Source organism: Neogemmobacter tilapiae, assembly GCF_014652215.1.
In the GTDB taxonomy this organism is placed as follows: domain Bacteria; phylum Pseudomonadota; class Alphaproteobacteria; order Rhodobacterales; family Rhodobacteraceae; genus Neogemmobacter; species Neogemmobacter tilapiae.
This window is the reverse complement of the sequence record NZ_BMYJ01000008.1, coordinates 45,741-67,789: the sequence shown is the minus strand read 5'-3', so window position 1 is coordinate 67,789 and position 22,049 is coordinate 45,741. Positions and strand designations below refer to the sequence as shown.

Below are 22,049 nucleotides of genomic sequence, written 5' to 3'. Positions count from 1 at the left end.
CAGCGCAGGGGCCGATCCGCGGGGGCATCGAGCCCCCTTGGATCGGTGGGGGCGCGGCCCCCAAGGGGCCAAGGGGCCCCTTCCCCGCAGGTATTTATGGCAAGATGAAAGGATCAGCTTTGCATGAAGTGATCCCAGGCGGCTTGGAAGGTGGCAAGGTTTTGGGCGGTGTATTGGGCATAGTCGAAATCGAGATCAGAATGGGTTTCGCTGACCATGGACCAAAGGGTTTCGCGCAATGCGCTGGCCGCTTTCATGGCAGTATAGCGGTGCAGCAGGGAAAGGTCGGGCTGACGGTCGAAATAGGCGGTGAGGAGGTGGGTTTCCTGATCCGCGGCAAGGGCGTTGTTGGCCGCGAGGCCGCCCAGATCGAACAGCGGCGAGTTGAAGCCGGCATAGTCCCAGTCAATCAGCCAAAGGCGGTTCGCATCGCGCATGAAGTTGGCGGGCAGAAGGTCGTTGTGGCCAAAGACGATGTCGATGGGGCCGACGGCCTGTTCCAGCGCCTCGGCCTTGGTCAGCAAGGGGGCGAGCGCGGGGGCGTGGGGACTTTCTTCGGCGATCAAGCGGTTGGCGTAGTCGCGGATCACATGGAACACCCAGAACGACAGGACCGGACCACGCAGATATTTCGGGATGTCGCGATGGGCGCGGGCGATAAGGTTGATGCAACTGTCAAGATCGGTTTGAACATCGCCTGGGGCATAGGTGCGACCGTCGATAAAATCGAGAACCAGAGCACCCTGTTCGGCGTGGCGGACCGCTGGGGAAACCCCGGCCGCATGGGCCGCCTGGCTGGCCGCCAGTTCATTGAAACGGAGGATCTGATGCACGGGAATATCGTCGCCGATGCGAACGACATAGCGGCCGCTGTCATCTTCGGCCACGAAATTCACATTGGTGATGCCACCATTCAAAGGCTGAGCACGCACATTTCCCTGCCAGAAGGACAGGGCCTGCAATTTTTCCATCGCCGTCATGCGGCCAAAACTCCTTTGCCGGGCATCGAACCCATCTTGAGGCAAAGTGACACAAATTCAAGCATTTGGACGAGAGGTTCCTAGCGGCAATTTGGGGGGAAAGCAGAGACGCGCCTTCCCCCCCAAAAGTTGCTGACCAAGCCCATGGGGCAAGATCAGATCCGGGTCACACTATCCCGGCACTCAATACGCAATCCTCGGTCCACAAGATGCGGGAATCTTCCGGAAAAAGTTTTGTCACGCGACCGGTCCCCGCCTGATGGGACGTTGCGGGTCTGCACGGGATGCCCCGGCACCGGCCAATACAGAATTCATCGCGCCGGAAGCGAGTCGTGTCAAAAACCAATTTGGGTTTTTTGTTGTTTTTACAGGATGGTTGTGGCTTTATCTATTGTAAACGTTACTATTACCAAAATAACAACAGGAATTCCAACATGTCAGAACCGCGACGGGAAGGGCAATTGCTGGCGCTGCTGAAACCGGCAGGAGAAGCGCGGGTGCAGGATCTGGCGCGGGCGATGAATGTGACGGAAGAGACGATCCGGCGGACGATCCGGCGGCTGGAGGGGCAGGGTCTGGTAACAAAGGTGCATGGGGCCGTGCATCTGCGGGATTCGGGGCATGAGGCGGCCTTTGCGGTGCGGATGGGGGTAAACCCGACGGCGAAGCGACGGATTGCGGCACGGTTGGCGGGAATGCTGGAAAACGGGGCGTCGCTGTTTCTGGACGTGGGAACGACGACAACCTATGTGGCACAGGCTTTGCGGGATCATCACGATCTGATGGTGGTGACGAATTCGTTGATGGTGGCCCAGGCGCTGGCGATGCGGAATGGCAATCGGGTCTTTGTGGCGGGCGGTGAAATCCGGGCGCATGACGGGGGGGTGTTTGGGGCACAAGCTTTGGCCTTTGTGGGGCAGTTCAAGGTCAAACATGCAGTGTTGACGGCCGAGGCGGTGGATGCGCGTTCAGGCTTTATGCTGCAAGATATGCGGGAGGCCGAATTCAGCCGGGCGATCATTGCCAGCGCGGAAGAGGCGGTGATGGTGGTGGATGCAACAAAGTTCGGGCAAAGCGCACCGATCCGGATTTGCGAGCCGGGGGCGATCCGGAGGTTGGTAACGGATGCGCCGCCGCCCGGTGATGTGGGGGCGATGCTGGAGGCGGCAGGCGTGGAACTGACGCTGGCCTAGGGGGCAACCTCGATCGTGACATGGGACAGGCCGGGAATGGCGGCAAGGCGGGCGCGGCATTCGTTGGGGCTGTGGGGGGATTTGAGGTTGATGATGGCGGCGCGATGGCCGGGGCCAAGCTGCCAGACATGGAGATCGGTGATGGTATCACCGTCCCGTTCGAGCGCGCGTCGGATGTCGGGGGTGATGTCTTCTGATTGAGGGGTATAGTCAACGAGGACAGCCCCAGCCTGCCGGATGAGACCCCAGGACCAGCGGGCAATGATGAGCGCACCAAGGAGGCCAATGGCGGGGTCAAGCCAGAGCCAGCCGTAGGCGCGGCCCAAAAGCAGGGCGGCGATGGCAAGGACCGAGGTCAGGGCATCGGCGAGAACATGAAGATAGGCGGCGCGCAGATTGTTGTCGGCGGGGCCGTGGTCATGGCCGTGAGGATCATCGCGCAGGATGAAGGCGCAGAGCAGGTTGATGAGGAGGCCAATGATGGCGACAAGTGTGGCCTGCCCGTATTGAATTGGGCTTGGGTCAGCGAGCCGCCAGAAACTTTCCCAAGCGATAAGCAAAGCGACGATGGCGAGGACGACAGCGCTGGCAAAACCTGCCAGATCGCCGACCTTGCCGGTGCCAAAGGCAAAGCGCGGGTTTTGGGCGTGTCTGCGGGCGAAACCGTATGAGAGGGCGGTGATGGTCAAGGCGGCGGCGTGGGTGGACATGTGCCAGCCATCGGCAATGAGGGCCATAGAGCCGTAAAGATGCCCCGCCGAGATTTCGATGCCCATGGTGGCGGCGGTGATGGCAATGACGGCCCAGGTGCGGCGGGCGTTGCGGTCGTGGTTTTCGCCGAGGAAATCATGGCTGTGGAGGGCGGAATGGTCATGCGCGTGGTCGTGGTGATGATCGTGCATGATAGCCCCCCTATTTCAGATAGGTCCGCAGGGCGCGGGCCAGTTCATCGGCGCCCTTTTGGCGGGCCCGTTCATCGGTCACATCGCGGACATGGTGGATCAGATGTTCGTCGATCAGTTCCGCTGTAAAACCCTGCATCGCACCGCGAACCGAGGCCACCAGATGCAGCAGGGCGGCGCAATCCTCATCCGCCTGAACAGCGCGTTCAATGCCTTCGATCTGGCCCTTGAGGCGTTTGACCCGTGCGAGGAGTTTGGATTTGTCGCGGTGCAGGTGGGACATGATGATTCCATAGCTATAGGGGGTATGGGTATATCCATCCAAGCTTGCGCGCAAGCCCCCTGCCCGGCAAGGCAAAGCAAAACCGCGCCTGACAGAGGTCAGACGCGGCGGCGGTCTTGCAATGGCATTGCTCTATTCCGGCGGGCAGAAGGCGCGCTGCAATTCCTGGATGATGCCGCGCACCTCGGGCCGTTCCAGGGAGTAGCGGATGTGCCGCCCTTCCCTTTCGGCGCGGACCAAGCCATCGCCGCGCAAGCGCATCAGTTGTTGCGAGACCGCAGCCTGCGGCAGGCCCAGCGCCTCTTCCATCTCGCCCACGGTGCAGGGGTTTTCCAGCAGGAGGCAAAGAATTTCCAAGCGCCCCTCATGCGCCAGCGCCTTTAAAAGCGCGGCCGCCTCGCGCGCGGCGGGGGTCAGCGGACCCTCGTCGCTGAAACTGCGCCGTTTCACTGCACCGTCCATCCAACACCCACCGTTCATGCCGCACGCCCCCCGCGCAGCAAGATATAAATCGCCGGAATGACCAGAACGGTCAACAGCGTTGACGAGGCAAGGCCAAAGAGCAGCGAAATGGCCAGCCCCTGAAATATCGGATCGGTCAGGATGGTGATGGCCCCGATGATGGCGGCAAGGGCAGTCAGCAGGATAGGCTTGAAGCGGATGGCCCCCGCCTCAAGCAAAACGGGCAGAAGGGGGGCACCCGGTTTGTGGGCATGGCGGATGAAATCCACGAGGAGGATGGAATTGCGCACGATGATGCCCGCCAAAGCGATGAACCCGATCATGGAGGTGGCCGAGAAAGGTGCGCCGAACAGCCAATGGCCGCCCAGAATGCCGATAAAGGTGAGGGGCACTGGCGTCAGGATCACAAGCGGCAGTTTGAACGAGCCGAATTGCAGGACGACAAGGATATAGATCCCCAACAAGGCGACCATGAACGCGGCCCCCATGTCGCGGAAAGTGACCCAAGTCACCTCCCATTCGCCATCCCAGAGGATGACGGGTTTGTCAGTGGCGTCCGGCTGACCGTTCAGGCGGATTTCAGGTTTCGGCAGCGTTCCCCAATCGGCCTGTTCGATGGCCTGATTGACCGCCATGATGCCGTAGAGCGGGGCCTCAAAATCGCCGGCCAGCTCGGCGGTGACCATTTCGGCGGCTTTGCCGTTGTGGCGAAAGATGGGGAAGGATTGGGTTTCCTGGCGCAGAGTGACGACATCGCCCAGTTCAACCACGGCCCGGTCGCCGGGCAAAAGATTGGCGGGGACGGGGGTGGCCAAGGCACGTTCGTCCAGAACCTTGCCTGACTTCGAGGGGGCAAGGGTGATCGGCAGCGGCCGGCGGCCACCGTCGCGGTGGGAATAGCCGACGGTGGTGCCGTGATAGAGCAGATGCAGGGTTTGGAAAACGTCGCCCTGTTCGACGCGGTGATAGGCGAGTTGGGCGTCATCCAGCAGCAGCCGTTGACGCGGGCCGGGGGTGCCAAAACTGTCATCGACATCGACGATGAAGGAGACGCTGGCGAAGATCTGGCGCAGTTTGGTCGCGACAGCGCGGCGGGTTTCAGGATCGGGGCCGTAGATTTCCGCCAGAAGCGTGGCCATGACCGGCGGGCCGGGCGGGGGTTCGACGACCTTGACGACCGTGCCCTTGGGCAGATCGAGGGCTGTGATGCGGGCCCGAAGATCCAGGGCAATGGCGTGGCTTTCGCGCGTGCGTTCGCCTTTTGGCAGCAAATTGATCTGAAGATCGCCATAGCGAGGTTCGCTGCGGAGGTAATAGTGGCGGACAAGGCCATTGAAGTTGAAGGCCGAGGCGGTGCCTGCATGGCTTTGAATAGTGTCGATTTCCGCGACCGGGGCCAAGGCGGCGGCGATCTGCTGAAGGCTGCGGTCAGTCTCTTCGACCGCAGCGCCGCGCGGCAGATCGACCATGATGGAAAGCTCGGACTTGTTGTCGAAGGGCAGCAGTTTGACGGTGACATCGCGGGTGTAGAACAGGCCCATGGAGCCGATGGTGGCCATTGTGACCAGCAGCAGGAACAGGCCCGCGCGGCGGCGGGTGGCGAGGATGGGACGGGCAACCGCAAGATAAAGCGCGCCCAAGCGGCCACCCGTGCCGTGATCCTGCGCATGGCCGCCCGCGCCGCCGCCGAATTTCAGCATGAGCCAGGGCGTGACAATAACCGCGACAAAGAAGGAAAAGAGCATGGCCGCCGAGGCATTGGCGGGGATGGGTGACATATAGGGGCCCATCATGCCTGACACGAAAAGCATGGGCAGCAGGGCGGCGACCACCGTCAGGGTGGCGATGATGGTGGGGTTGCCCACCTCGCCCACGGCATCAATGGCGGCCTGTTTGCGGCTGCGGGCGTCCTTCATCCCCCAATGGCGGGCAATGTTTTCGATGACGACGATGGCATCGTCCACCAGAATGCCGATCGAGAAGATCAGGGCGAACAGGCTGACCCGGTTGAGCGTGTAGCCCATGACGCGCGCCGCAAAGAGGGTGAGCAGGATGGTGACGGGAATGACGACCAGCACGACAGCCGCCTCGCGCCAGCCGATGGCCAGCCAGACCAGGGCGACGATGGACAGGGTGGCCAGCGCCAGATGGAACAGCAGTTCATTCGCCTTTTCATCGGCAGTTTCGCCATAGTCACGGGTGATTTCGGCCTGAAGACCGGGGGGAATGGTTGTGCCGGTCAGGCGATCAATCTCGGCCCGGATTTCATGGGCGATGGTGACGGCATTGGCCCCGGCGCGTTTGGCGACAGCCAGCGAGACGGCCGGGGTGCGGGCAAAGCCTTCGCCGTCACGCGACAGATGGAAGACGCGGGTTTCGGCAGGGTCGGCTTCCAGCAGAACATCGGCCACATCGCGCAGATAGATGGGCCGTCCGTCGCGGGTGGTGATCAGAAGATTGGCGATCTGGGCGGGGTCGGTCAGGGTTTCACCCGCCGCCAAGGGGATTTGTCCACCGTCGGCGCGGATGGTGCCCAGGGTCAGGCTGGCGTTGGCCCCTTCCAGCTTGGCGGCCAGTGCCTGCAAGGTGAGCCCCGCCTGGGCCAGGCGTTCCGGGTCGGGCACAACGCGCAGTTCTTCGGTCTGGGCGCCGATGGGATAGGTCAGCCCGACATCCGGCAGGGCCGAGAGCGCCACCTGCAATTCTGCGGCAACGCGGGTCAGGTCGGCAGCGGTCCAGCGGTCAGCGACCTGCGGTTCTGGGGTCAGCGTGACGACAAGGATGGCAACATCATCAATGCCGCGCCCGACGATCAGCGGTTCGGGAATGCCCTTGGGCAGACGGTCGATGTTGGCACGAATCTTTTCATGCACGCGGAGGATAGCCGCATCGGCGGGGGTTCCGACCAGAAAACGGGCGGTGACAAGGGCACCGTCATCCTGAGTCTGGGAATAGACATGTTCGACGCCGTTGATGGATTTGACCACCGTTTCCAGCGGTTCGGTGACCAGCTTGACCGCATCCTCGGCCTTGAGGCCGGGGGCCATGATATGGATATCGACCATCGGCACGGAAATCTGCGGCTCTTCCTCACGCGGGAGGGTGACAAGCGCCACAAGGCCTAAGGCAAGAGAGGCCAAAAGGAAAAGCGGTGTCAGCGGCGAGGTGATAAAGGCCCGGGTCAAGGCCCCAGCGATGCCCAGTTTGGCTTTGGTCATGGCGTCACCACAAGATCGCCGGGCCGCAGGCCCGAAAGAATTTCCCGCATCGGCTGGCCTTTGGCATCAAAGCGGCGCCCGGGCACGACGGTGACCGTGGCCCCGCCGACCAGATGCACGAGGTCAAGACCCGAGACCTTGTCCAAGGCGGTTTCTGGCACGGCCAGAACCTGTTCCTCGGCCACAGGCACGGCGACCAGAACCCGCTGACCGACAAAGGCCTTGTCCAGCCCTGCAACCGCGACATCGACCATCACCCGCCCTTGTTCGATCTGGGGATAGATCTTTTCGATCTGCCCCCCCTGCCCCGCGACGTCGACCAAGGCCCCCAAGGCCAGCCCAGCCGCATGGCGTTCGGGGATGGCCAGCCGCAGGAACAACCCACCGCCCGCGACGGTGGCTACTGCCTCGCCCGGCATCACCACAGAACCCAGACGGCCCGGCAGGGCCAGCACGCGACCGTCAGCAGGGGCCAGAACGGCGCCATCGGCCATTTGCTGCAACACGGTTTCCCGGGCGGCCTTTGCCGCGCGAACGGCCCCTTCGGCCACGCCCAGTTGCGTGCGCAGTTGATCCACGCGCTGCACCGTCACTGCCCCGCGTTCCAACAAGGTTTCGTTGCGGGTCAGTTCGGCAAGGGCATTGTCTTGCTGCGACTGGGCCGAGGCCAACTGCCCTTCGGCCGCAGCCAGAGCCGAATCGAGTTTCGCATCGGCCAAGCGCCCGATGGGCTGGCCCGCCTGTACGATATCGCCCTCGACCACCGTCAGTTCAACCAGCGTCCCCCCGATCCGCGCCCTTGCCGCCGAGACGAACCGCGCCTCGACCGTGCCGAACAGCGCCTTGGTTTCGGTTCGCAGAACTGGCTGCACCTCGTATTCCGCCGCGGCCAGGGGCCCGGCCAGAAGCAGCGCGATCAGAGAGACTCGAAGCATCACACGGCCCCTTTCAAACCCAGAGCACGGAAGATGCTGGCGGCGGGGCAAATGCCGGTGAAGGCCGATTGCAGCAGATTGGCCCCGACAAAGACGGTCAGCCAGACGAAATGCGGCGAGACCCACCAAGTCAGCGCCAAAGACAAAAGCACCATGAAACCGGCAAAAGCCGTGACAGCGCGTTGAACGGTCATTTTCTTACTCCTGATGTGTGGATTTCAGCTTGTCGATGCCCAGCGCCTGTAGCGCCAGGCGTTCATAAAAGGGTTCGGATTTGCCCATGCGAATCTTGCGCAGGAAGTATTTTTCGAACCCGACCTTGGCGTAATGGACCCATTTGCCCGAAGACGACCAATTCACATTGCGGGGCGGTATCTGCGGCTGGGCCACAAAGGCCACGCCGCTGTCGCCAAAGTCGGCCAGACAGACGGCATTCCAACTGGCCACCTCATGCGGTTCTTCCCCCCGCAAAAGGCTGGCAATGTTATGCGCCGTGGCCGTGACCATGCTTTCGATCATGAAGCCGGTTTTCGGCACGCCCACGGGCACCGGAGTTGGCCCCAAGGGTGGGATGGCGACGCCCACGCCCACCGCAAAGACATTGGGGAAGGCTGCGTTGCGCTGATGCTTGTCGATCAGGACAAAGCCGCGCGGATTGGTCAGGCCCTCGATCCCCTTGACGGCCGGGACGCCGCGAAAGGCGGGCAGCATCATCGAATAGGCAAAGGGCAGATCAAGCGTTTTCTTCAGCTGGCCGTCCTCGGCCAGTTCCTCGATATGCATGACGTCGGGGTCGACCGATGTGACACGGGCATTGGTCACCCATTTGATGTGATGGGCGCGCATTTCACTTTCCAGCAGGCCCTTGGTGTCGCCCACCCCATCCAGCCCCAGGTGGCCGATATAGGGTTCGGCGGTGACAAAGGTCATCGGCACGCGGTCCCGAATCTTGGCGCGGCGCAGGGCGGTTTCGAGGATGAAAAGAAACTCATAGGCCGGGCCAAAGCAGCTGGCCCCCTGCACGGCGCCAATGATCACCGGGCCAGGGTTTTTGACGAGTGCATGAAAGGCCTTTTCGGCGACGAGGGCATGGTCAATGTGACAGACCGATTGGGTATGGCCATCGGGGCCCAAGCCCGGAATTTCGTCAAAGGCCAGATCGGGTCCCGTGGCGATGATGAGATAGTCGTAGGGGAGATTCTCGCCCGTGATCAATTCCACCCGGTTTTCGGCGGGATGCACCCGCGCGGCCCCTTCGGGCCGCAGGGTGATGCCTTTGCGCGCCATGGTTTCGGTCAGATCAACCTCGATCTCGTCGCGCCCGCGCCAGCCAACGGCAACCCAAGGGTTTGACGGCACAAAGGAATAATGCGTGCCCTTACTGACCACCGTGAGGCTGTCCCCCGGCCCCAACTGATCCTTCATTTCATAGGCCATGATGACTCCACCCAAGCCCGCCCCAAGAACCACGACATGCGCCATGCTGAACGGCCCTCCTCTGGCCTCGCATACATTGCGATTCTCGAATATATTATATATTCAAAATATGCAATATGTTTGCAGTGCGGACCGGAGAGGTCTTGCGGGGCCGGAAAAGATCGTCTAGGGAACGTCCAGACGGCGGGTGGGCAGGCAGGCTATGCACCGGATTGCAAATCCGAGTAGACCGGTTCGATTCCGGTACCCGCCTCCAGAGATTTTCATATCGAAACAGAACGTTCCATGCCAAAGGGCCGCATTGCTGCGGCCCTTTGTCTTGTACGACATCTTCGGTCAGACGATGGGCAGGGCCGGGTTTAGCGGCGCGGTGGCCCGCAGGCGGGTTTCGCGTTCGGCCTCGGTTTCGTCATAGCGCCAGCCGTCGGCCTCATAGGTCACGCGCCGGTCGGCCAAAGGAAGGGTGGAAATCCGGTCCAGTGCGGCCTCGACATCCGCCCGCGCGCTTTCGGGGAACTGCACGCTGACGGCGACCCCACCCCGCCGAATGGCTTCGGAAAAGACCGGCGCATATTCGTCCGGCACGCCGATATCCGCCAGAGCCCCAATCGCGCCGCCCGCCACCGCGCCACCGGCAGCCCCCACCGCCGTTGCGGCCAGCCAACCGGCGGCCACCAGCGGCCCAACACCGGGGATGGCAATCATCCCCAGACCGGCCAAAAGCCCTGCCCCACCACCGATGGTGGCCCCGACACCAGCCCCCGTCGCGGTCCCAGAAACCTCGTCCGGCGACCGGATCGGATCGTGCTGATAATGCGCCTGGATGCTTTCATTCCCCATCAGGGAAACCTCTACACCCGGCAGGCCCAAAGCCTCTACATTCAGGCGGGCGGCATGGGCGGCGGTGTAGTCGTCATAAACGCGGGTGATCACAGACATGATATTCTCCTTCGTTTTCAGATGTTTTGGCGAATTGTTATGGCGTTACGACTTCGGCGTGGTGACGACATTGCCTTTGTAGTCGATGGCCACCGACACAGCGGCCCCGGCCAGCTGGCCTTCGCCCCGCCAGATGCCTTGCTCATCCAGGGTCAGCGCCGAAACGCCGGTCACGTCCCAAGCCAAGGCCCGGTCGCGCGCCTGTTCCTCGGTAAAGCTGTTGGCCCCTTCGAAAGGCGCGCCCTCCTCGGGCTTGTTCTCGGCCCAGTTTTCCGAGGCGCAAAGGGCCGCGAATTCGGCGGGCGAGATGCCAGTTTCCTGCAAGGTGATGGCGTCGATCCGTGTCCGGGCATAGTCGCGCGGGGCTTCGGTGTCCGAGAGGAATCCGTTGCCGTCAGTGTCGAGGGCGGTGAATTGCGCGTCGCAGTCGGCGGTGCCTTGTGCGGCGGCAGCACTGGCCATGGCAGCGGTGAAAGCGGCGCAAAGCAGGGTTGTCTTGTATCCAAGCATGGAAAGCTCCTGTCGTCTGGGGGTTTGTGACGGTTCGGTCACATCAGCCAGACAACGGCGGGGCAGGAAATACGTTCCACGGGTTTTCGGATGCCGCGTCAAGGCGGCGGTCTTTCGCCCAAGGGGCGAGCGACCAGGTTAGACAATTTAGAAGATGGTCGGGGCGGAGGGATTCGAACTCTCGACCTACGGTACCCAAAACCGTCGCGCTACCAGGCTGCGCTACGCCCCGACTGGGCGGGGGATTACCCGGCTTTTCTGCGGATGAAAAGGGTCAATCGCCTGCACAGGGCCAAACGGCCAATGTGGCGTCGATGGAAGGGTGCCGGAGTTCCGCGCCGGGGGTGATTCCCGTGGCGCGGGCGGTGCCAGCATTCACTTCCAGCACTAATTTCACCCCCTGCCCGCCGTCGATGGGGGTTTCATCATGCGGCACGGCGCCTTCATGGACGGCAAGCACCTTGCCGGATTCCCCGACAAAAACCATGTCCAAGGGAATCAGTGTGTTCTTCATCCAGAACATGGCACGCTGGGGGGCGGGATAGACGAACAGCATGCCAGCATCTGCTGCCATGCTTTCGCGGAACATCAGGCCCTGCGCGCGTTCGTCAACCTCATCGGCGACTTCCACCGTGAAATGCGCCATGGCCCCGCCCGCCCCCCGGATATCCACCCGGTCGGGAGCGCATTGCGCCAAGGCCCCGCCCGCAGGCAGAACCATCAGCGCCAAGGCCAAGGCTTTCACGCGGTCACCTCGATGGGTTCGCGGGTGGCTGCCTCCCAAGAGACGACCTGAACCGCCATGCGCCCGCGCTTGCCTTCGATGATGCGCAGGCAGACCGCTTCGCCCGGCGACAGATCGGCAAAGCCCGACAGGCGCAGCACCTCGATGTGAATGAACACATCTTCGGGGCGGCCAAAGACGTTGGCAAAACCAAAGCCCTTGCCCTTGTCGAACCATTTCACCCGGGCTGCTTCCAGCGGGCGTGACGAAATTTCGTCAGAGGTGGCCTCGCCAGACTCCTCTCCCAATGGGAAAGCTGCGCCCGGGGGCGGTTCTATGCGATGCACCTCCACCGCCTGAACGCCGCGCGGTGTCATCTGCACCGAAACGGAGATCAGCGCGCCATCGGCCACCGAACTTTGTCCGAAGTTCCGCAGGACATTCGCATGCAGCAGAATGTCCGACCCACCCTCATCCGAGAGGATGAAGCCGAATCCCTTGACGGAATCAAACCATTTTACCTTGCCGTGAACCATCGTCACGGCGGCTTCTTCATCAGTCATTTCCAGAGCCATTCCCCAGAGCAAGCTCCTCGCTGGCAATTCTTTCAACATAACCGTGTCTCGGCGCAAGGCCCGTGACCGGAAATTTTGCTTCACTCGCCCTGAACACGATCCTAAGGATTCAACCGATCAACAATCCACGCCTCTGCGAGTTCATTGCGCCTCCATTGGAAACGATCATGCAAACGAAACTCGCCATCCGCCCAGAACTCGATTTCCAGCGGACGGATTCGAAAACCACCCCAGAAGGGCGGCCGCTTTGGGTTCACCCCATGGATCAACCCAACCTTGGCCACCTCGGCCACCAATGCTGTCCTTGACGACAACGGTTGTGACTGTTTGGACGCCCAAGCCCCCAGCCGCGATTTCAGCGAGCGGCTGGCAAAATATTCATCCGCTTGCGGCCCATCTTCGCGTTCGACAAGGCCCCGCACCCGGATCTGCCGACGCAGCGATTTCCAATGCATCACAAAGGCAGCCTTGCCGTTCAGGGCTAGTTCCTGCCCCTTGGCACTGCCGTAATTGGTATAAAACACAAAGGCGTCGGCCTCGATGTCCTTTAACAAAACCATGCGGACATTCGGCAAGCCGTGGGCATCCACGGTGGCCAGCGCGATGGCGTTGGGATCATTGATCTCTGCGCTTTCGGCGTCAGCAAGCCATTTCCGCGCCAGGCGGAAAGGGTCATCGCCCGCAAAGATACCATCCCTGTCCATCGTTTATCCTGCTGTGTGCTGCGACAGAAATCCGCCTGCCAGCCTTCTCGTTGACAACTTGGTAAGACCTTTGCGAGTCTCTCGCAAGTCCGTAATCGTCATAGTGGCGGAAACGCGACAGGGCTGTGCCGTTTTGGCAGGCAGAATGCCCAGCCGGTTCTCTGCCGCCGCTTGATGCCTTGGCGCGGATCGCCTAAGGCTGTTTGTCACAATAATAGGCTAGGGACAGGCGGGATCTGCATGACGAATGGATTGATGGCAGGGAAACGCGGCCTCATCATGGGGCTGGCCAATGACAAATCGATTGCCTGGGGCATTGCGCAGGCCTGCGCCGCACAGGGGGCCGAGATGGCCTTTTCCTATCAGGGTGAGGCGCTGAAAAAGCGGGTGGAGCCTTTGGCCGCCAGCATCGGGATGTCGAACCTGTTCGAATGCGATGTGTCGGATGAGGCATCGCTAGACGCGCTGTTTGCGCATCTGAAGGAAAGCTGGGGCAGCTTGGATTTCGTCGTTCATGCCATCGGCTTTTCGGACAAGAACGAATTGCGCGGGCGCTATGTGGACACGTCGGCTGCAAACTTTCGCATGACAATGGACATTTCGGTCTATTCCTTTACCGCCGTCTGCGCCCGTGCCGCCGCAATGATGCCGAACGGGGGCAGCCTTTTGACGCTGACCTATTATGGGGCGGAAAAGGTGATGCCGCATTACAATGTGATGGGGATTGCCAAGGCGGCGCTGGAAACCTCGGTGCAGTATATTGCCGAGGATCTGGGTAAGGACGGCATCCGCGTGAACGCCATTTCGGCGGGGCCGATCAAGACCTTGGCGGCCAGCGGTATCGGCGATTTCCGCTATATTATGAAGTGGAACGAGCTGAACTCGCCCCTGCGTCGGAATGTGACGCAGGAAGAGGTGGGCAAGGCCTCGCTTTACCTGCTGTCTGATCTGGGTTCGGGCACGACGGGTGAGGTTCTGCATGTCGATGCGGGCTATCATGTCGTGGGGATGAAGGCCGTTGATGCGCCCGATATCGACGTGGTGACGGGGCGCAAGGAATGACACTGGCGGCCTTTCTGGCCTTTGCGGGCCTTTCCCTGTTCGCCGCCGTCAGCCCCGGCCCCGCCGTGCTGATGTCGGCGCGGACAGGGTTGACCGAGGGTTTCCGGACCGGGGCGATGCTGGCTGCCGGCATTGGCGCGGGCGCGGTGGTTTGGGCCAGTGCGGCGATGTTCGGGCTGAACATTCTTTTTGCGGCTGCCCCTGCCCTGCTTTGGGCGCTGAAAATTCTGGGTGGTGGCTATCTGATCTGGATGGGTTGGAAGCTGTGGAAATCGGCACCGGAAAAGCTGGACATGACTGACAACCGACCCGTGCCGCGTTCGGCACTTTCGGCCTTTCGGTTGGGGCTTTTCACGCAACTGGCCAATCCTAAACCGGCGGTGATGTTCAGCGCCATTTTTCTGGGCACCGTGCCGCCAGAAACCCCGCTTTGGGTTTACGGCGCCTTGTTGGCGGTGATCTTTCTGAACGAAACGATCTGGAATACGCTGGTCGCGCGGATCTTCTCGCTTGACCGGACACGCAACGGCTATATCAGCCTGAAAACCATCATCGACCGCAGCTTCGGTGGGCTTTTGGCCCTGCTGGGGATCAAGGTCGCCGCCACCTGAGGTTTGCCATGAACGACCGTCTGCCGCACGAAAAAGGCTTTCACGTCAGCTGGGATCAGATGCACCGCGATGCGCGGGCCTTGGCCTGGCGGCTGGATGGGCGGGGGCCAGACGAAGGGGCCTGGAAGGCGGTGGTGGGAATCACGCGGGGCGGGCTGGTTCCGGCGATGATCGTGGCGCGAGAACTGGACATTCGCGTGGTCGATACGATCAGCGTGAAAAGCTATAGCCATCAAAGCCAGACCGAGGCGAAGGTGATCAAATCGCCGCAGGCGGAACTGATGGGCGATGGGACGGGCATCCTGATCGTGGATGATCTGGTGGATTCCGGAAAGACGCTGGAACTGGTGCGCAAGCTGTATCCCAAGGCGCATTTTGCGACGGTCTATGCAAAACCGTCGGGTCGCCCGATGGTGGACACCTATATCACCGAGGTGAGCCAAGATACGTGGATCTTTTTCCCGTGGGATATGGCGCTGCAATATGTGCAGCCCTTCCGCGGGGCGGACTGAAACGGAAAAGACTGGTCCCACGAAAGGCCCCAAGATGACGCTGCCGCTGAACCCCGCCTTTGCGCTGACCGAGGCCCCACCGGTGATGGAGGCGCGGCGTTGGGTGACGGGGCGGAGCTTTCCCGAAAGCAAACCCCTGATCAACGTGAGCCAAGCGGCCCCGGTGGACCCGCCGCCGTTGGCTCTGCGGCATGTGATTGCCGAGGCGGCGCTGAACGATCCGGCGGCGCATCTTTATGGGCCGGTGTTGGGCTTGCCCGATCTGCGGGCGGAAATCGCGGCGCAGTGGAGCGGGGCTTATGGGGGGACGGTGCGGGCCGACCAAGTGGCGATCACGCAAGGCTGCAATCAGGCGTTTTGCGCGATCATGTCGACCTTGGCGGGGGCTGGGGATGAGGTGATCCTGCCGACACCGTGGTACTTCAACCACAAAATGTGGCTGGATATGTCGGGGGTGCGGACCGTGCCTTTGGCGACGGGGGGCGATTTGATCCCCGATGCCGCCAAGGCGGCGCAACTGATCACGGACCGGACGAGGGCGATTGTTCTGGTCAGCCCGAACAATCCGGGCGGGGTGGAATATCCGGCGGAAACCTTGACGGCCTTCCGCCATCTGGCGCGCAGCAGGGACATCGCCTTGATCGTCGATGAAACCTACCGCGATTTTGACAGCCGGACGGGGGCCCCGCATGATTTGTTTGCTGATCCCGATTGGGACGATACGCTTGTGCAGCTTTATTCCTTTTCCAAGGCGTTTCGGCTGACGGGGCATCGGGTAGGGGCGATTGTTGCCAGCACGGCGCGGCTGGCCGAGGTGGAAAAGTTTCTGGACACGGTGGCGATCTGCCCCAGCCAGTTGGGCCAGATGGCGGCGCTTTGGGGGATGCGGAACCTGACGCAATGGGTGGCGGGAGAGCGGGCCAAGATTCTGGCGCGTCGCGCGGCGATGGTATCAGGTTTCGCGCAGGCGCTGCCCGACTGGCGGTTGATGGGCTGCGGAGCCTATTTCGCCTATGTGGAGCATCCTTTTGGTATGGGCTCGGCGGAGCTGGCGAAGGCGCTGGTCGATCAGGCGCATGTGCTGATGCTGCCCGGCACGATGTTCACGCCCGAAGGATCAGCCGAGGGCCAGCGGCAGTTGCGCATTGCCTTTGCCAATGTCGATGCGGGCGGCATTGCCACGCTGTTCGACCGGCTGGCCGGTTTCCGCGCCTGAAACAGCGGGCCTTGCCCGACCGAACCCAAGCCTCTAGACAGAGGCGGATTTACCTTAGCCCAACGGATGTGACCCATGGCCAAGACGACCGAGCCGCAGACTGACAAGCGCAAGCGCAAGGCTTCGGATGTGGTGATCTGGGTGCTGATGGCCATGCTGGTGGTGGGGCTTGGCGGCTTTGGCATCACCGATTTCGGCGGGCGGATCAGCAAGATCGGGGATGTGGGTGATCGTCCTATTGGGACAGATGACTATGCCAATGCCTTGCAAGCGGAAATTCGGCAGGTTTCGTCACAGTTCGGGCAGAACCTGACGATGGAACAGGCGCAGATGTTTGGCATTCCCCAAAGCGTGATCCAGCGGCTGGTCGTGGGGGCGGCGCTGGACGGCGAGGCGGGACGGCTGGGCCTGTCGGCAGGGGATCAGGCGGTGGCGAAAGAAGTGGCGCTGCGGCCCGAGTTTCAGGGTCTGAATGGGGCCTTTGACCCAGCGATCTATCGGCAGGTTCTGGAACAGAACCGAATGAACGCGCGGGATTATGAGGGGCAGGTGCGGGCCGATCTGGCGCGGACGATGCTGCAAGGGGCGGTGATCGGCGGTGTTGTGGCCCCCAAGACAATGGCGGAAAAGCTGTTCACCTATCGGGGCGAAAAGCGGGGGCTGACGCTGCTGCGATTGGCCGAGGCGGATCTGACGGTGCCCTTGGCCGAGCCGACCGAAGACGAACTGAAAGCGCATTACGACGCGAACATCGCCAAATTCACCAAGCCTGAGGCGAAGCGGATCACCTATGCGGCGCTGCTGCCCGAGGCTTTGGCCGAAGGAATGGCGGTGGATGAGGCGTCCGTGAAGGCGCTGTATGACGATCGGATTGCCGATTACGTGCAGCCGGAACGGCGGTTGGTGGAACGGCTTGTGTTCCCGGATCAGGCGGCGGCGGATGCGGCCAAGGCGAAACTGGACGGCGGGGCCAAGTTCGAGGATCTGGTGACGGAGCGCGGGCTGACGCTGGACGACATTGATCTGGGCGATGTGTCGAAGGCCGACCTGGGGGCTGCGGGGGACGCAATCTTTGCGCTGACAGAAAACGGGCAAGTGGCGGGGCCGCTGATGTCGGACCTGGGGCCGGCGCTGTTCCGGATGAACGCCATTCTGGACGCGCAGGAAGTGAGTTTTGACGAGGCGAAGGCCGACCTGACCATCGAATTCCAGCGCGATGCAGCACGTCGGGAAATCGGCGCGCGGGTGGAAGAGATCGACGATCTGCTGGCCGGCGGGGCAACGCTGGAGGAGTTGGCAGAAGAACAGAAGATGGAGCTGGCGACGATTGATTTCAGCACCGCCAGCGACGAGGCGATTGCCGCCTATCCGGCCTTCCGTCAGGCGGCCGGGGCTGTGGCCGAGGGGGATTTCCCCGAGGCGATCCTGCTGGATGATGGGGGGCTGGTGTCGTTGCGGCTGGACGAAATGGTGCCTGCCGCGCCGATTCCCTTTGATGAGGCGAAGGAAGCGGTGACCGAAAGCTGGCGGGCCGAGGCCTTGGCCAAGGCTTTGGCGGCGCGGGCGGCGGAAATGAAGACAGCGGTTGAGGGCGGCACCGACATGGGCAGCCTGGGCATCTTGTCGGTGACGCCGGAAATCACACGCGATGGTTTTGTCGAAGGTGTGCCTTCGGATTTCATGGTGACGGTTTTCGGCATGGCCGAGGGCGAGTTGAAAGTCGTCGAAGGTGCGGGCTTTACCGGGCTGGTGCGGCTGGACAAGATCATCGCGGCGGACCCGGCGAGTGATCAGGCCAAGGCGGATCTGGCGGCGCTGGAGGCACAGTTGGCGCAAAGTCTGCAAAACGATCTGTTCGGGCTGTATGGGGCGGGGCTGGCGCAAGGCGCGGGCATCCGGCTGGATGATGCGGCGATTGCTGCGGTGAATGCGAATTTCCCATGACGATGATTTCGACCTTTGAAGCCTTTGAAAAGGGCTGGAACGCGGGGCAGAATCAGGTGGTCTATGCGCGGCTGGCGGCCGATCTGGACACGCCGGTCAGCCTGATGCTGAAACTGGGCGAGGCGCGGCCAGACACCTTCATGCTGGAAAGCGTGACAGGGGGCGAGGTTCGGGGGCGCTATTCCGTTGTGGGGATGAAGCCCGATCTGATCTGGCGCTGCCGGGGGACCGAGGCGGAAATCAACCGCGAGGCGCGCTTTGACGGGGCGGCCTTCAAGCCGCAGACCGGCAACCCGCTGGACCGGATCCGCGATCTGGTGGCGGAATGCCGGATCGACATGCCCGATGACCTGCCCGCGATTGCGGCGGGGCTGTTCGGCTATCTGGGCTATGACATGATCCGGCTGGTGGAACATCTGCCGAATGTAAACCCCGATCCGCTGGGCCTGCCCGATGCAGTGCTGATGCGGCCTTCGGTCGTGGCGGTGCTGGACGGGGTGAAGGGCGAGGTGACGGTGGTTTCCCCCGCCTTTGTGGGGTCGGGCCTGTCGGCCAAGGCCGCCTATGCGCAGGCCGCCGAACGGGTGATGGACGCTTTGCGCGATCTGGACCGGGCGCCTGCTGATATGACGCGCGATCTGGGTGATGCGGGCGCGGGCGTCGGGCCCGCGGTGTCAAACTTTCCGGCGGGCGGCTATCAGGCGGCGGTGGAGAAGGCCAAGGAATACATCCGCGCAGGCGACATCTTTCAGGTCGTCCCCAGCCAGCGTTGGGCGCAGAAATTCGACCTGCCGCCATTTGCTTTTTATCGCTCGCTGCGCCGGACGAACCCGTCGCCCTTCATGTTCTTCTTCAACTTTGGCGGCTATCAGGTGGTGGGGGCCAGCCCGGAAATTCTGGTGCGGCTGCGGGATGGTGAGGTGACCATTCGCCCGATTGCCGGGACGCGGCCCCGTGGGGCGACGGTCGAACAGGACAAGGCCTATGAGGTTGATCTGCTGTCGGACAAAAAGGAACTGGCCGAACATCTGATGCTGCTGGATCTGGGGCGCAACGATGTGGGCCGGGTGGCCAAGGTGGGGACGGTGAAGCCCACCGAAAAATTCATCATCGAACGCTATAGCCACGTGATGCATATCGTGTCGAACGTGGTGGGGCAGATTGCGGATGGGCAGGATGCTTTGTCGGCCTTGCTGGCGGGGCTGCCAGCCGGGACGGTTTCGGGGGCACCCAAGGTCCGCGCGATGGAGATCATCGACGAGCTGGAACCCGAAAAGCGCGGCGTCTATGGCGGCGGGATCGGCTATTTTGCGGCCAATGGCGAGATGGATTTCTGCATTGCGCTGCGGACGGCGGTGCTGAAGAACCAGGTGCTGTATACGCAAGCGGGTGGAGGTGTCGTCTATGACAGCGACCCGCAGGCGGAATATGAGGAAACGGTGAACAAGTCGAAGGCACTGCGCAAAGCGGCCGAGGCGGCAGGGATGTTCACAAGGCGCGGCAACGGCTGAAACTCATACCTTAACGCAAAGGGGCGGTCTGATTGGACCGCCCCTTTGCATTTGCCCCCTGCCCTATTCGGTGGCGACCGGGGATGGCACTTCCATATCTTCTGGAATGTCCAATGCTGCCGTAACGGGGGCCATGGCGACGGCCTGGCCTTTTGCGCTCAAGGTCCAAGCCACCAGCGATTGGAGCGTCTGGGCATTTACCATGCCCGTGACAATGGCCTTGCCATCCTGCCCCGCCTTGAGCGCCGCGCGGTCCAAGGTGCGGCGCATTCCGGTGTCATTGTTGCCGGCTTCGTCAAAGCGGCGGAAGATCAACCCGGCGGCCATCCCTTCGCGGCGGGCGACCTGATCACCTGCATTCAATCCGCCATCCCAAGTGATCAAACCCCAACCTTGGGCCTTGACTGTCGGCGCGATGAGGGTGGCCAGTGGGCGGTTGTTCTGGAAACCGCCTTGTTCGGTGTCCATCACGGCCACCACTTCGGGCAGGGTCTCGGCATGGGTGGTGAACGTGACCTCGACATCCGTTGCTTCAGCCCCGCGTGGCAATCCTGTGGCCAGCATCACCAGCTCAATACCGGCTGCGCGATAGAAGGCGGCCGCCTCGACCGCGTCGGGGGCCAAGGGGTCCAACGCGACGGCCACAGGAAACGGCAACTCCGCCACTTGATCGCGAAGTGATTGGCTGGCCCCTTGATCGACCAGAACCACAGCCATAACCGGAGCCGCGCCGGTGTTTTCAAACTCGCTACCGAAACGTTCAAGGGGAGGCAAATTGGCAGCGTCGGCATCGGCCTCCTCGACCTTTGGCTTTTCGTCGTCGCCAATGCGCGGCAGCCGGTTCACCACAACACCTTCGGCCGAGCCACGCAGACGCGACGGCTCTAGCGAGCCTGCGGTCTGTGCTGGTTCCTCTGTGGTGGCGGGCAAGGGTTGTGCCGTGGAATCGGCAGCAGCCTGTTCGGCGGCGCGCTGGCCTTCGGTCTGAATCTTGCGGGGCAATTGACCCTTTTGCGCATCGGGGTCAGCGCTGGCCATCTCGGTCTCCGGGGCCGGCTCTGTTGTTGTATCAATCGCCGGATCTTGCGCGACGCTTTCGCCACCGGCGTCCGGGGCGATCAGCGCGGGCGTGTCCTCTGCCGCTTCGGCGGGAACCTCGGTCAGCGTTGAAACTTCGGGGGCCACGGCCACTTCGGTCTGCTCGGCCTCGGGGGCGATAGGGGCGTCGGTTTCGGCTGCGGGAACGGTGCTGACCACTTCTGCGGGCGGTGTTGGGCTTTCATTGTCCGAAACGGCACTTTCCAGAGCGGCGTCATCAACGCGGACCATGCCTTCGGCATCATCCCCGTCGCCGATGGTCTGGCCCGGCATCTGACCCGGCAGGGCGGCGGTGCGGCGGGTCGTGCTGCTGCCCATCTCGGCCAATTCCGCCTCATCCCCGGCACCGGGCGCCGTGGCGGCGGGATTGGTTTCAACCAAAGCCGCGGCGGCCGCTTCGGCATCGGCGGCGGGGGCCGGTTCGGTTTCAGCGGTTGTCGGTTCCGTCACCAACGGTTCTGAAGCCGCCTCGGCCAACGGAGCGGTCGCGTCGACTGAGGCAGCTTCTGCCGCCGTTGCGATTTCGGTGGCGGGCTGGCTTGCCGTGGCCCCGTCCGTCAAATCGGGTGCCGTTGCCGCGTCGACAGCCGTTTCCAAGGGGGCCGCGACAGGCGGCGTCGTGGCCGCAATTTCAGCCGCGCGCTCTGCAACTTGCGCCTTGGCTTGATCTGCCGTGACCGTAACGATGGGCGGCAATTCGACCACAGGCTCCGCCACCGCCGCAGTTTCGCTTGTCGTGGCGGGCTGAACGGCGCTTTCTTGTTCAGGCTCGGCCACCACAGGTTGGGGCGCGGGCTCATCAGCTTCAGCGGCCACAGGTTCAACGGGGGCGGGTTCGACCACAACCGTCGTCTCAGCCGGAGTGGCCTCTGTCGCCGTCGGCGCCTCGGGGGCGGGTTCCGGGGTGACAGGCGTGTCGCTTGTGGCCAACTCTGCGGCTGGTGTTTGCTCGGGCACGGGCGTTTCTGTCGCGACAGGCTCGGCGGGCTGATCGACAACGGTCGGGGCCTCGGCGCTGTTGGCCGCCGTTGCACCCAGCCCGCTGGGCAGAGTCAATTCAGACACCACGGCCAAACCGGCCGCTGTAAACAATCCACCCCAGACGATACCCGACAGATATCCTGCCATTGGCCTGCCCCTTGATTTTTCCTCACCCCGAAACGGCGCCCAAAGGGGCCCTCCCCTTGACGCGCCGCCCGAGCTTTGCACATGTATAGCGCGACATGCGCTGCG

The 22,049-nt window shown here is 62.5% G+C and carries 21 protein-coding genes and 2 tRNA genes; 8 read left to right on the top strand and 15 right to left on the bottom strand.

The window, feature by feature from the left end:
- Nucleotides 1-113 precede the first annotated feature (113 nt).
- Nucleotides 114-980 carry a choline kinase family protein gene (locus tag IE095_RS13170; protein ID WP_189412138.1) on the bottom strand — a complete coding sequence of 289 codons (867 nt, stop codon included), beginning with the start codon at nucleotides 978-980 and terminating at the stop codon, nucleotides 114-116.
- A gap of 434 nt (nucleotides 981-1,414) precedes the next feature.
- Here IE095_RS13170 and IE095_RS13165 point away from each other — a divergent pair, with 434 nt between their 5' ends.
- Nucleotides 1,415-2,173, top strand: coding sequence for a DeoR/GlpR family DNA-binding transcription regulator (locus tag IE095_RS13165; protein ID WP_189412137.1), 759 nt, complete (start codon nucleotides 1,415-1,417; stop codon nucleotides 2,171-2,173).
- On the opposite strand, the gene dmeF is transcribed toward IE095_RS13165, so the two are convergent.
- From dmeF to IE095_RS13130, 7 genes are all read right to left on the bottom strand, one after another.
- A complete protein-coding gene (gene dmeF, locus IE095_RS13160) occupies nucleotides 2,170-3,075 on the bottom strand; it encodes a CDF family Co(II)/Ni(II) efflux transporter DmeF (RefSeq protein WP_189412136.1) in 906 nt (301 codons plus the stop codon). The genes IE095_RS13165 and dmeF overlap by 4 nt on opposite strands.
- 10 nt (nucleotides 3,076-3,085) lie before the next feature.
- Nucleotides 3,086-3,358 (bottom strand): metal/formaldehyde-sensitive transcriptional repressor, encoded by a 273-nt coding sequence (locus tag IE095_RS13155; RefSeq protein WP_189412135.1) that lies wholly within the window; start codon nucleotides 3,356-3,358, stop codon nucleotides 3,086-3,088.
- Between the two features lie 132 nt (nucleotides 3,359-3,490).
- Complete coding sequence (locus tag IE095_RS13150) at nucleotides 3,491-3,820, bottom strand: ArsR/SmtB family transcription factor (RefSeq protein WP_189412134.1); 330 nt, start codon at nucleotides 3,818-3,820, stop codon at nucleotides 3,491-3,493.
- Between the two features lie 14 nt (nucleotides 3,821-3,834).
- Nucleotides 3,835-7,038: an efflux RND transporter permease subunit gene (locus IE095_RS13145; RefSeq protein WP_189412133.1), complete on the bottom strand. Its 3,204-nt coding sequence runs from the start codon at nucleotides 7,036-7,038 to the stop codon at nucleotides 3,835-3,837.
- Complete coding sequence (locus IE095_RS13140) at nucleotides 7,035-7,973, bottom strand: efflux RND transporter periplasmic adaptor subunit (RefSeq protein WP_189412132.1); 939 nt, start codon at nucleotides 7,971-7,973, stop codon at nucleotides 7,035-7,037. The genes IE095_RS13145 and IE095_RS13140 overlap by 4 nt, the downstream gene beginning before the upstream one ends.
- Complete coding sequence (locus tag IE095_RS13135; RefSeq protein ID WP_189412131.1) at nucleotides 7,973-8,167, bottom strand: YgaP family membrane protein; 195 nt, start codon at nucleotides 8,165-8,167, stop codon at nucleotides 7,973-7,975. The genes IE095_RS13140 and IE095_RS13135 overlap by 1 nt, the downstream gene beginning before the upstream one ends.
- Nucleotides 8,168-8,171: 4 nt before the next feature.
- A complete protein-coding gene (locus IE095_RS13130) occupies nucleotides 8,172-9,455 on the bottom strand; it encodes an NAD(P)/FAD-dependent oxidoreductase (protein WP_189412130.1) in 1,284 nt (427 codons plus the stop codon).
- A gap of 137 nt (nucleotides 9,456-9,592) precedes the next feature.
- Here IE095_RS13130 and IE095_RS13125 point away from each other — a divergent pair.
- A tRNA-Cys gene (locus tag IE095_RS13125) sits at nucleotides 9,593-9,666 on the top strand.
- An 80-nt stretch (nucleotides 9,667-9,746) separates the two neighbouring features.
- Here the strand turns inward: IE095_RS13125 and IE095_RS13120 are convergent.
- The 6 genes from IE095_RS13120 to pdxH all read right to left on the bottom strand — a co-directional run bounded on the left by IE095_RS13120 (nucleotide 9,747) and on the right by pdxH (nucleotide 12,862).
- Nucleotides 9,747-10,349, bottom strand: coding sequence for a hypothetical protein (locus IE095_RS13120; RefSeq protein WP_189412129.1), 603 nt, complete (start codon nucleotides 10,347-10,349; stop codon nucleotides 9,747-9,749).
- Nucleotides 10,350-10,394: 45 nt separating this feature from the next.
- Nucleotides 10,395-10,859, bottom strand: a complete 465-nt coding sequence (locus IE095_RS13115) for a hypothetical protein (protein ID WP_189412128.1) — start codon at nucleotides 10,857-10,859, stop codon at nucleotides 10,395-10,397.
- Between the two features lie 155 nt (nucleotides 10,860-11,014).
- Nucleotides 11,015-11,091, bottom strand: a tRNA-Pro gene (locus IE095_RS13110).
- Between the two features lie 42 nt (nucleotides 11,092-11,133).
- Complete coding sequence (locus IE095_RS13105; RefSeq protein WP_189412254.1) at nucleotides 11,134-11,580, bottom strand: DUF192 domain-containing protein; 447 nt, start codon at nucleotides 11,578-11,580, stop codon at nucleotides 11,134-11,136.
- A gap of 20 nt (nucleotides 11,581-11,600) precedes the next feature.
- Nucleotides 11,601-12,146 (bottom strand): cold-shock protein, encoded by a 546-nt coding sequence (locus IE095_RS13100; RefSeq protein ID WP_189412127.1) that lies wholly within the window; start codon nucleotides 12,144-12,146, stop codon nucleotides 11,601-11,603.
- Between the two features lie 113 nt (nucleotides 12,147-12,259).
- Nucleotides 12,260-12,862, bottom strand: coding sequence for a pyridoxamine 5'-phosphate oxidase (gene pdxH, locus IE095_RS13095; RefSeq protein WP_189412126.1), 603 nt, complete (start codon nucleotides 12,860-12,862; stop codon nucleotides 12,260-12,262).
- 240 nt (nucleotides 12,863-13,102) lie between these two features.
- Here pdxH and fabI point away from each other — a divergent pair, with 240 nt between their 5' ends.
- From fabI to trpE, 6 genes are all read left to right on the top strand, one after another.
- On the top strand, nucleotides 13,103-13,924 hold the full coding sequence (gene fabI / locus IE095_RS13090; protein WP_189412125.1) for an enoyl-ACP reductase FabI: 822 nt from the start codon (nucleotides 13,103-13,105) through the stop codon (nucleotides 13,922-13,924).
- Nucleotides 13,921-14,535, top strand: a complete 615-nt coding sequence (locus tag IE095_RS13085) for a LysE family translocator (protein WP_189412124.1) — start codon at nucleotides 13,921-13,923, stop codon at nucleotides 14,533-14,535. Before fabI ends, IE095_RS13085 begins: the two co-directional genes overlap by 4 nt.
- An 8-nt stretch (nucleotides 14,536-14,543) precedes the next feature.
- A complete protein-coding gene (gene gpt / locus IE095_RS13080) occupies nucleotides 14,544-15,047 on the top strand; it encodes a xanthine phosphoribosyltransferase (protein ID WP_189412123.1) in 504 nt (167 codons plus the stop codon).
- A gap of 34 nt (nucleotides 15,048-15,081) precedes the next feature.
- On the top strand, nucleotides 15,082-16,263 hold the full coding sequence (locus tag IE095_RS13075) for an aminotransferase (RefSeq protein WP_189412122.1): 1,182 nt from the start codon (nucleotides 15,082-15,084) through the stop codon (nucleotides 16,261-16,263).
- A gap of 75 nt (nucleotides 16,264-16,338) precedes the next feature.
- A complete protein-coding gene (locus IE095_RS13070) occupies nucleotides 16,339-18,207 on the top strand; it encodes a peptidylprolyl isomerase (RefSeq protein ID WP_189412121.1) in 1,869 nt (622 codons plus the stop codon).
- Nucleotides 18,204-19,718, top strand: coding sequence for an anthranilate synthase component I (trpE, locus tag IE095_RS13065; protein WP_189412120.1), 1,515 nt, complete (start codon nucleotides 18,204-18,206; stop codon nucleotides 19,716-19,718). The genes IE095_RS13070 and trpE overlap by 4 nt, the downstream gene beginning before the upstream one ends.
- Nucleotides 19,719-19,781: 63 nt before the next feature.
- Here the strand turns inward: trpE and IE095_RS13060 are convergent, their stop codons facing one another.
- The gene (locus IE095_RS13060; RefSeq protein WP_189412119.1) at nucleotides 19,782-21,944 is read right to left on the bottom strand and encodes a divergent polysaccharide deacetylase family protein; all 2,163 of its coding nucleotides are present in this window, start codon (nucleotides 21,942-21,944) and stop codon (nucleotides 19,782-19,784) included.
- Nucleotides 21,945-22,049: the final 105 nt, after the last annotated feature.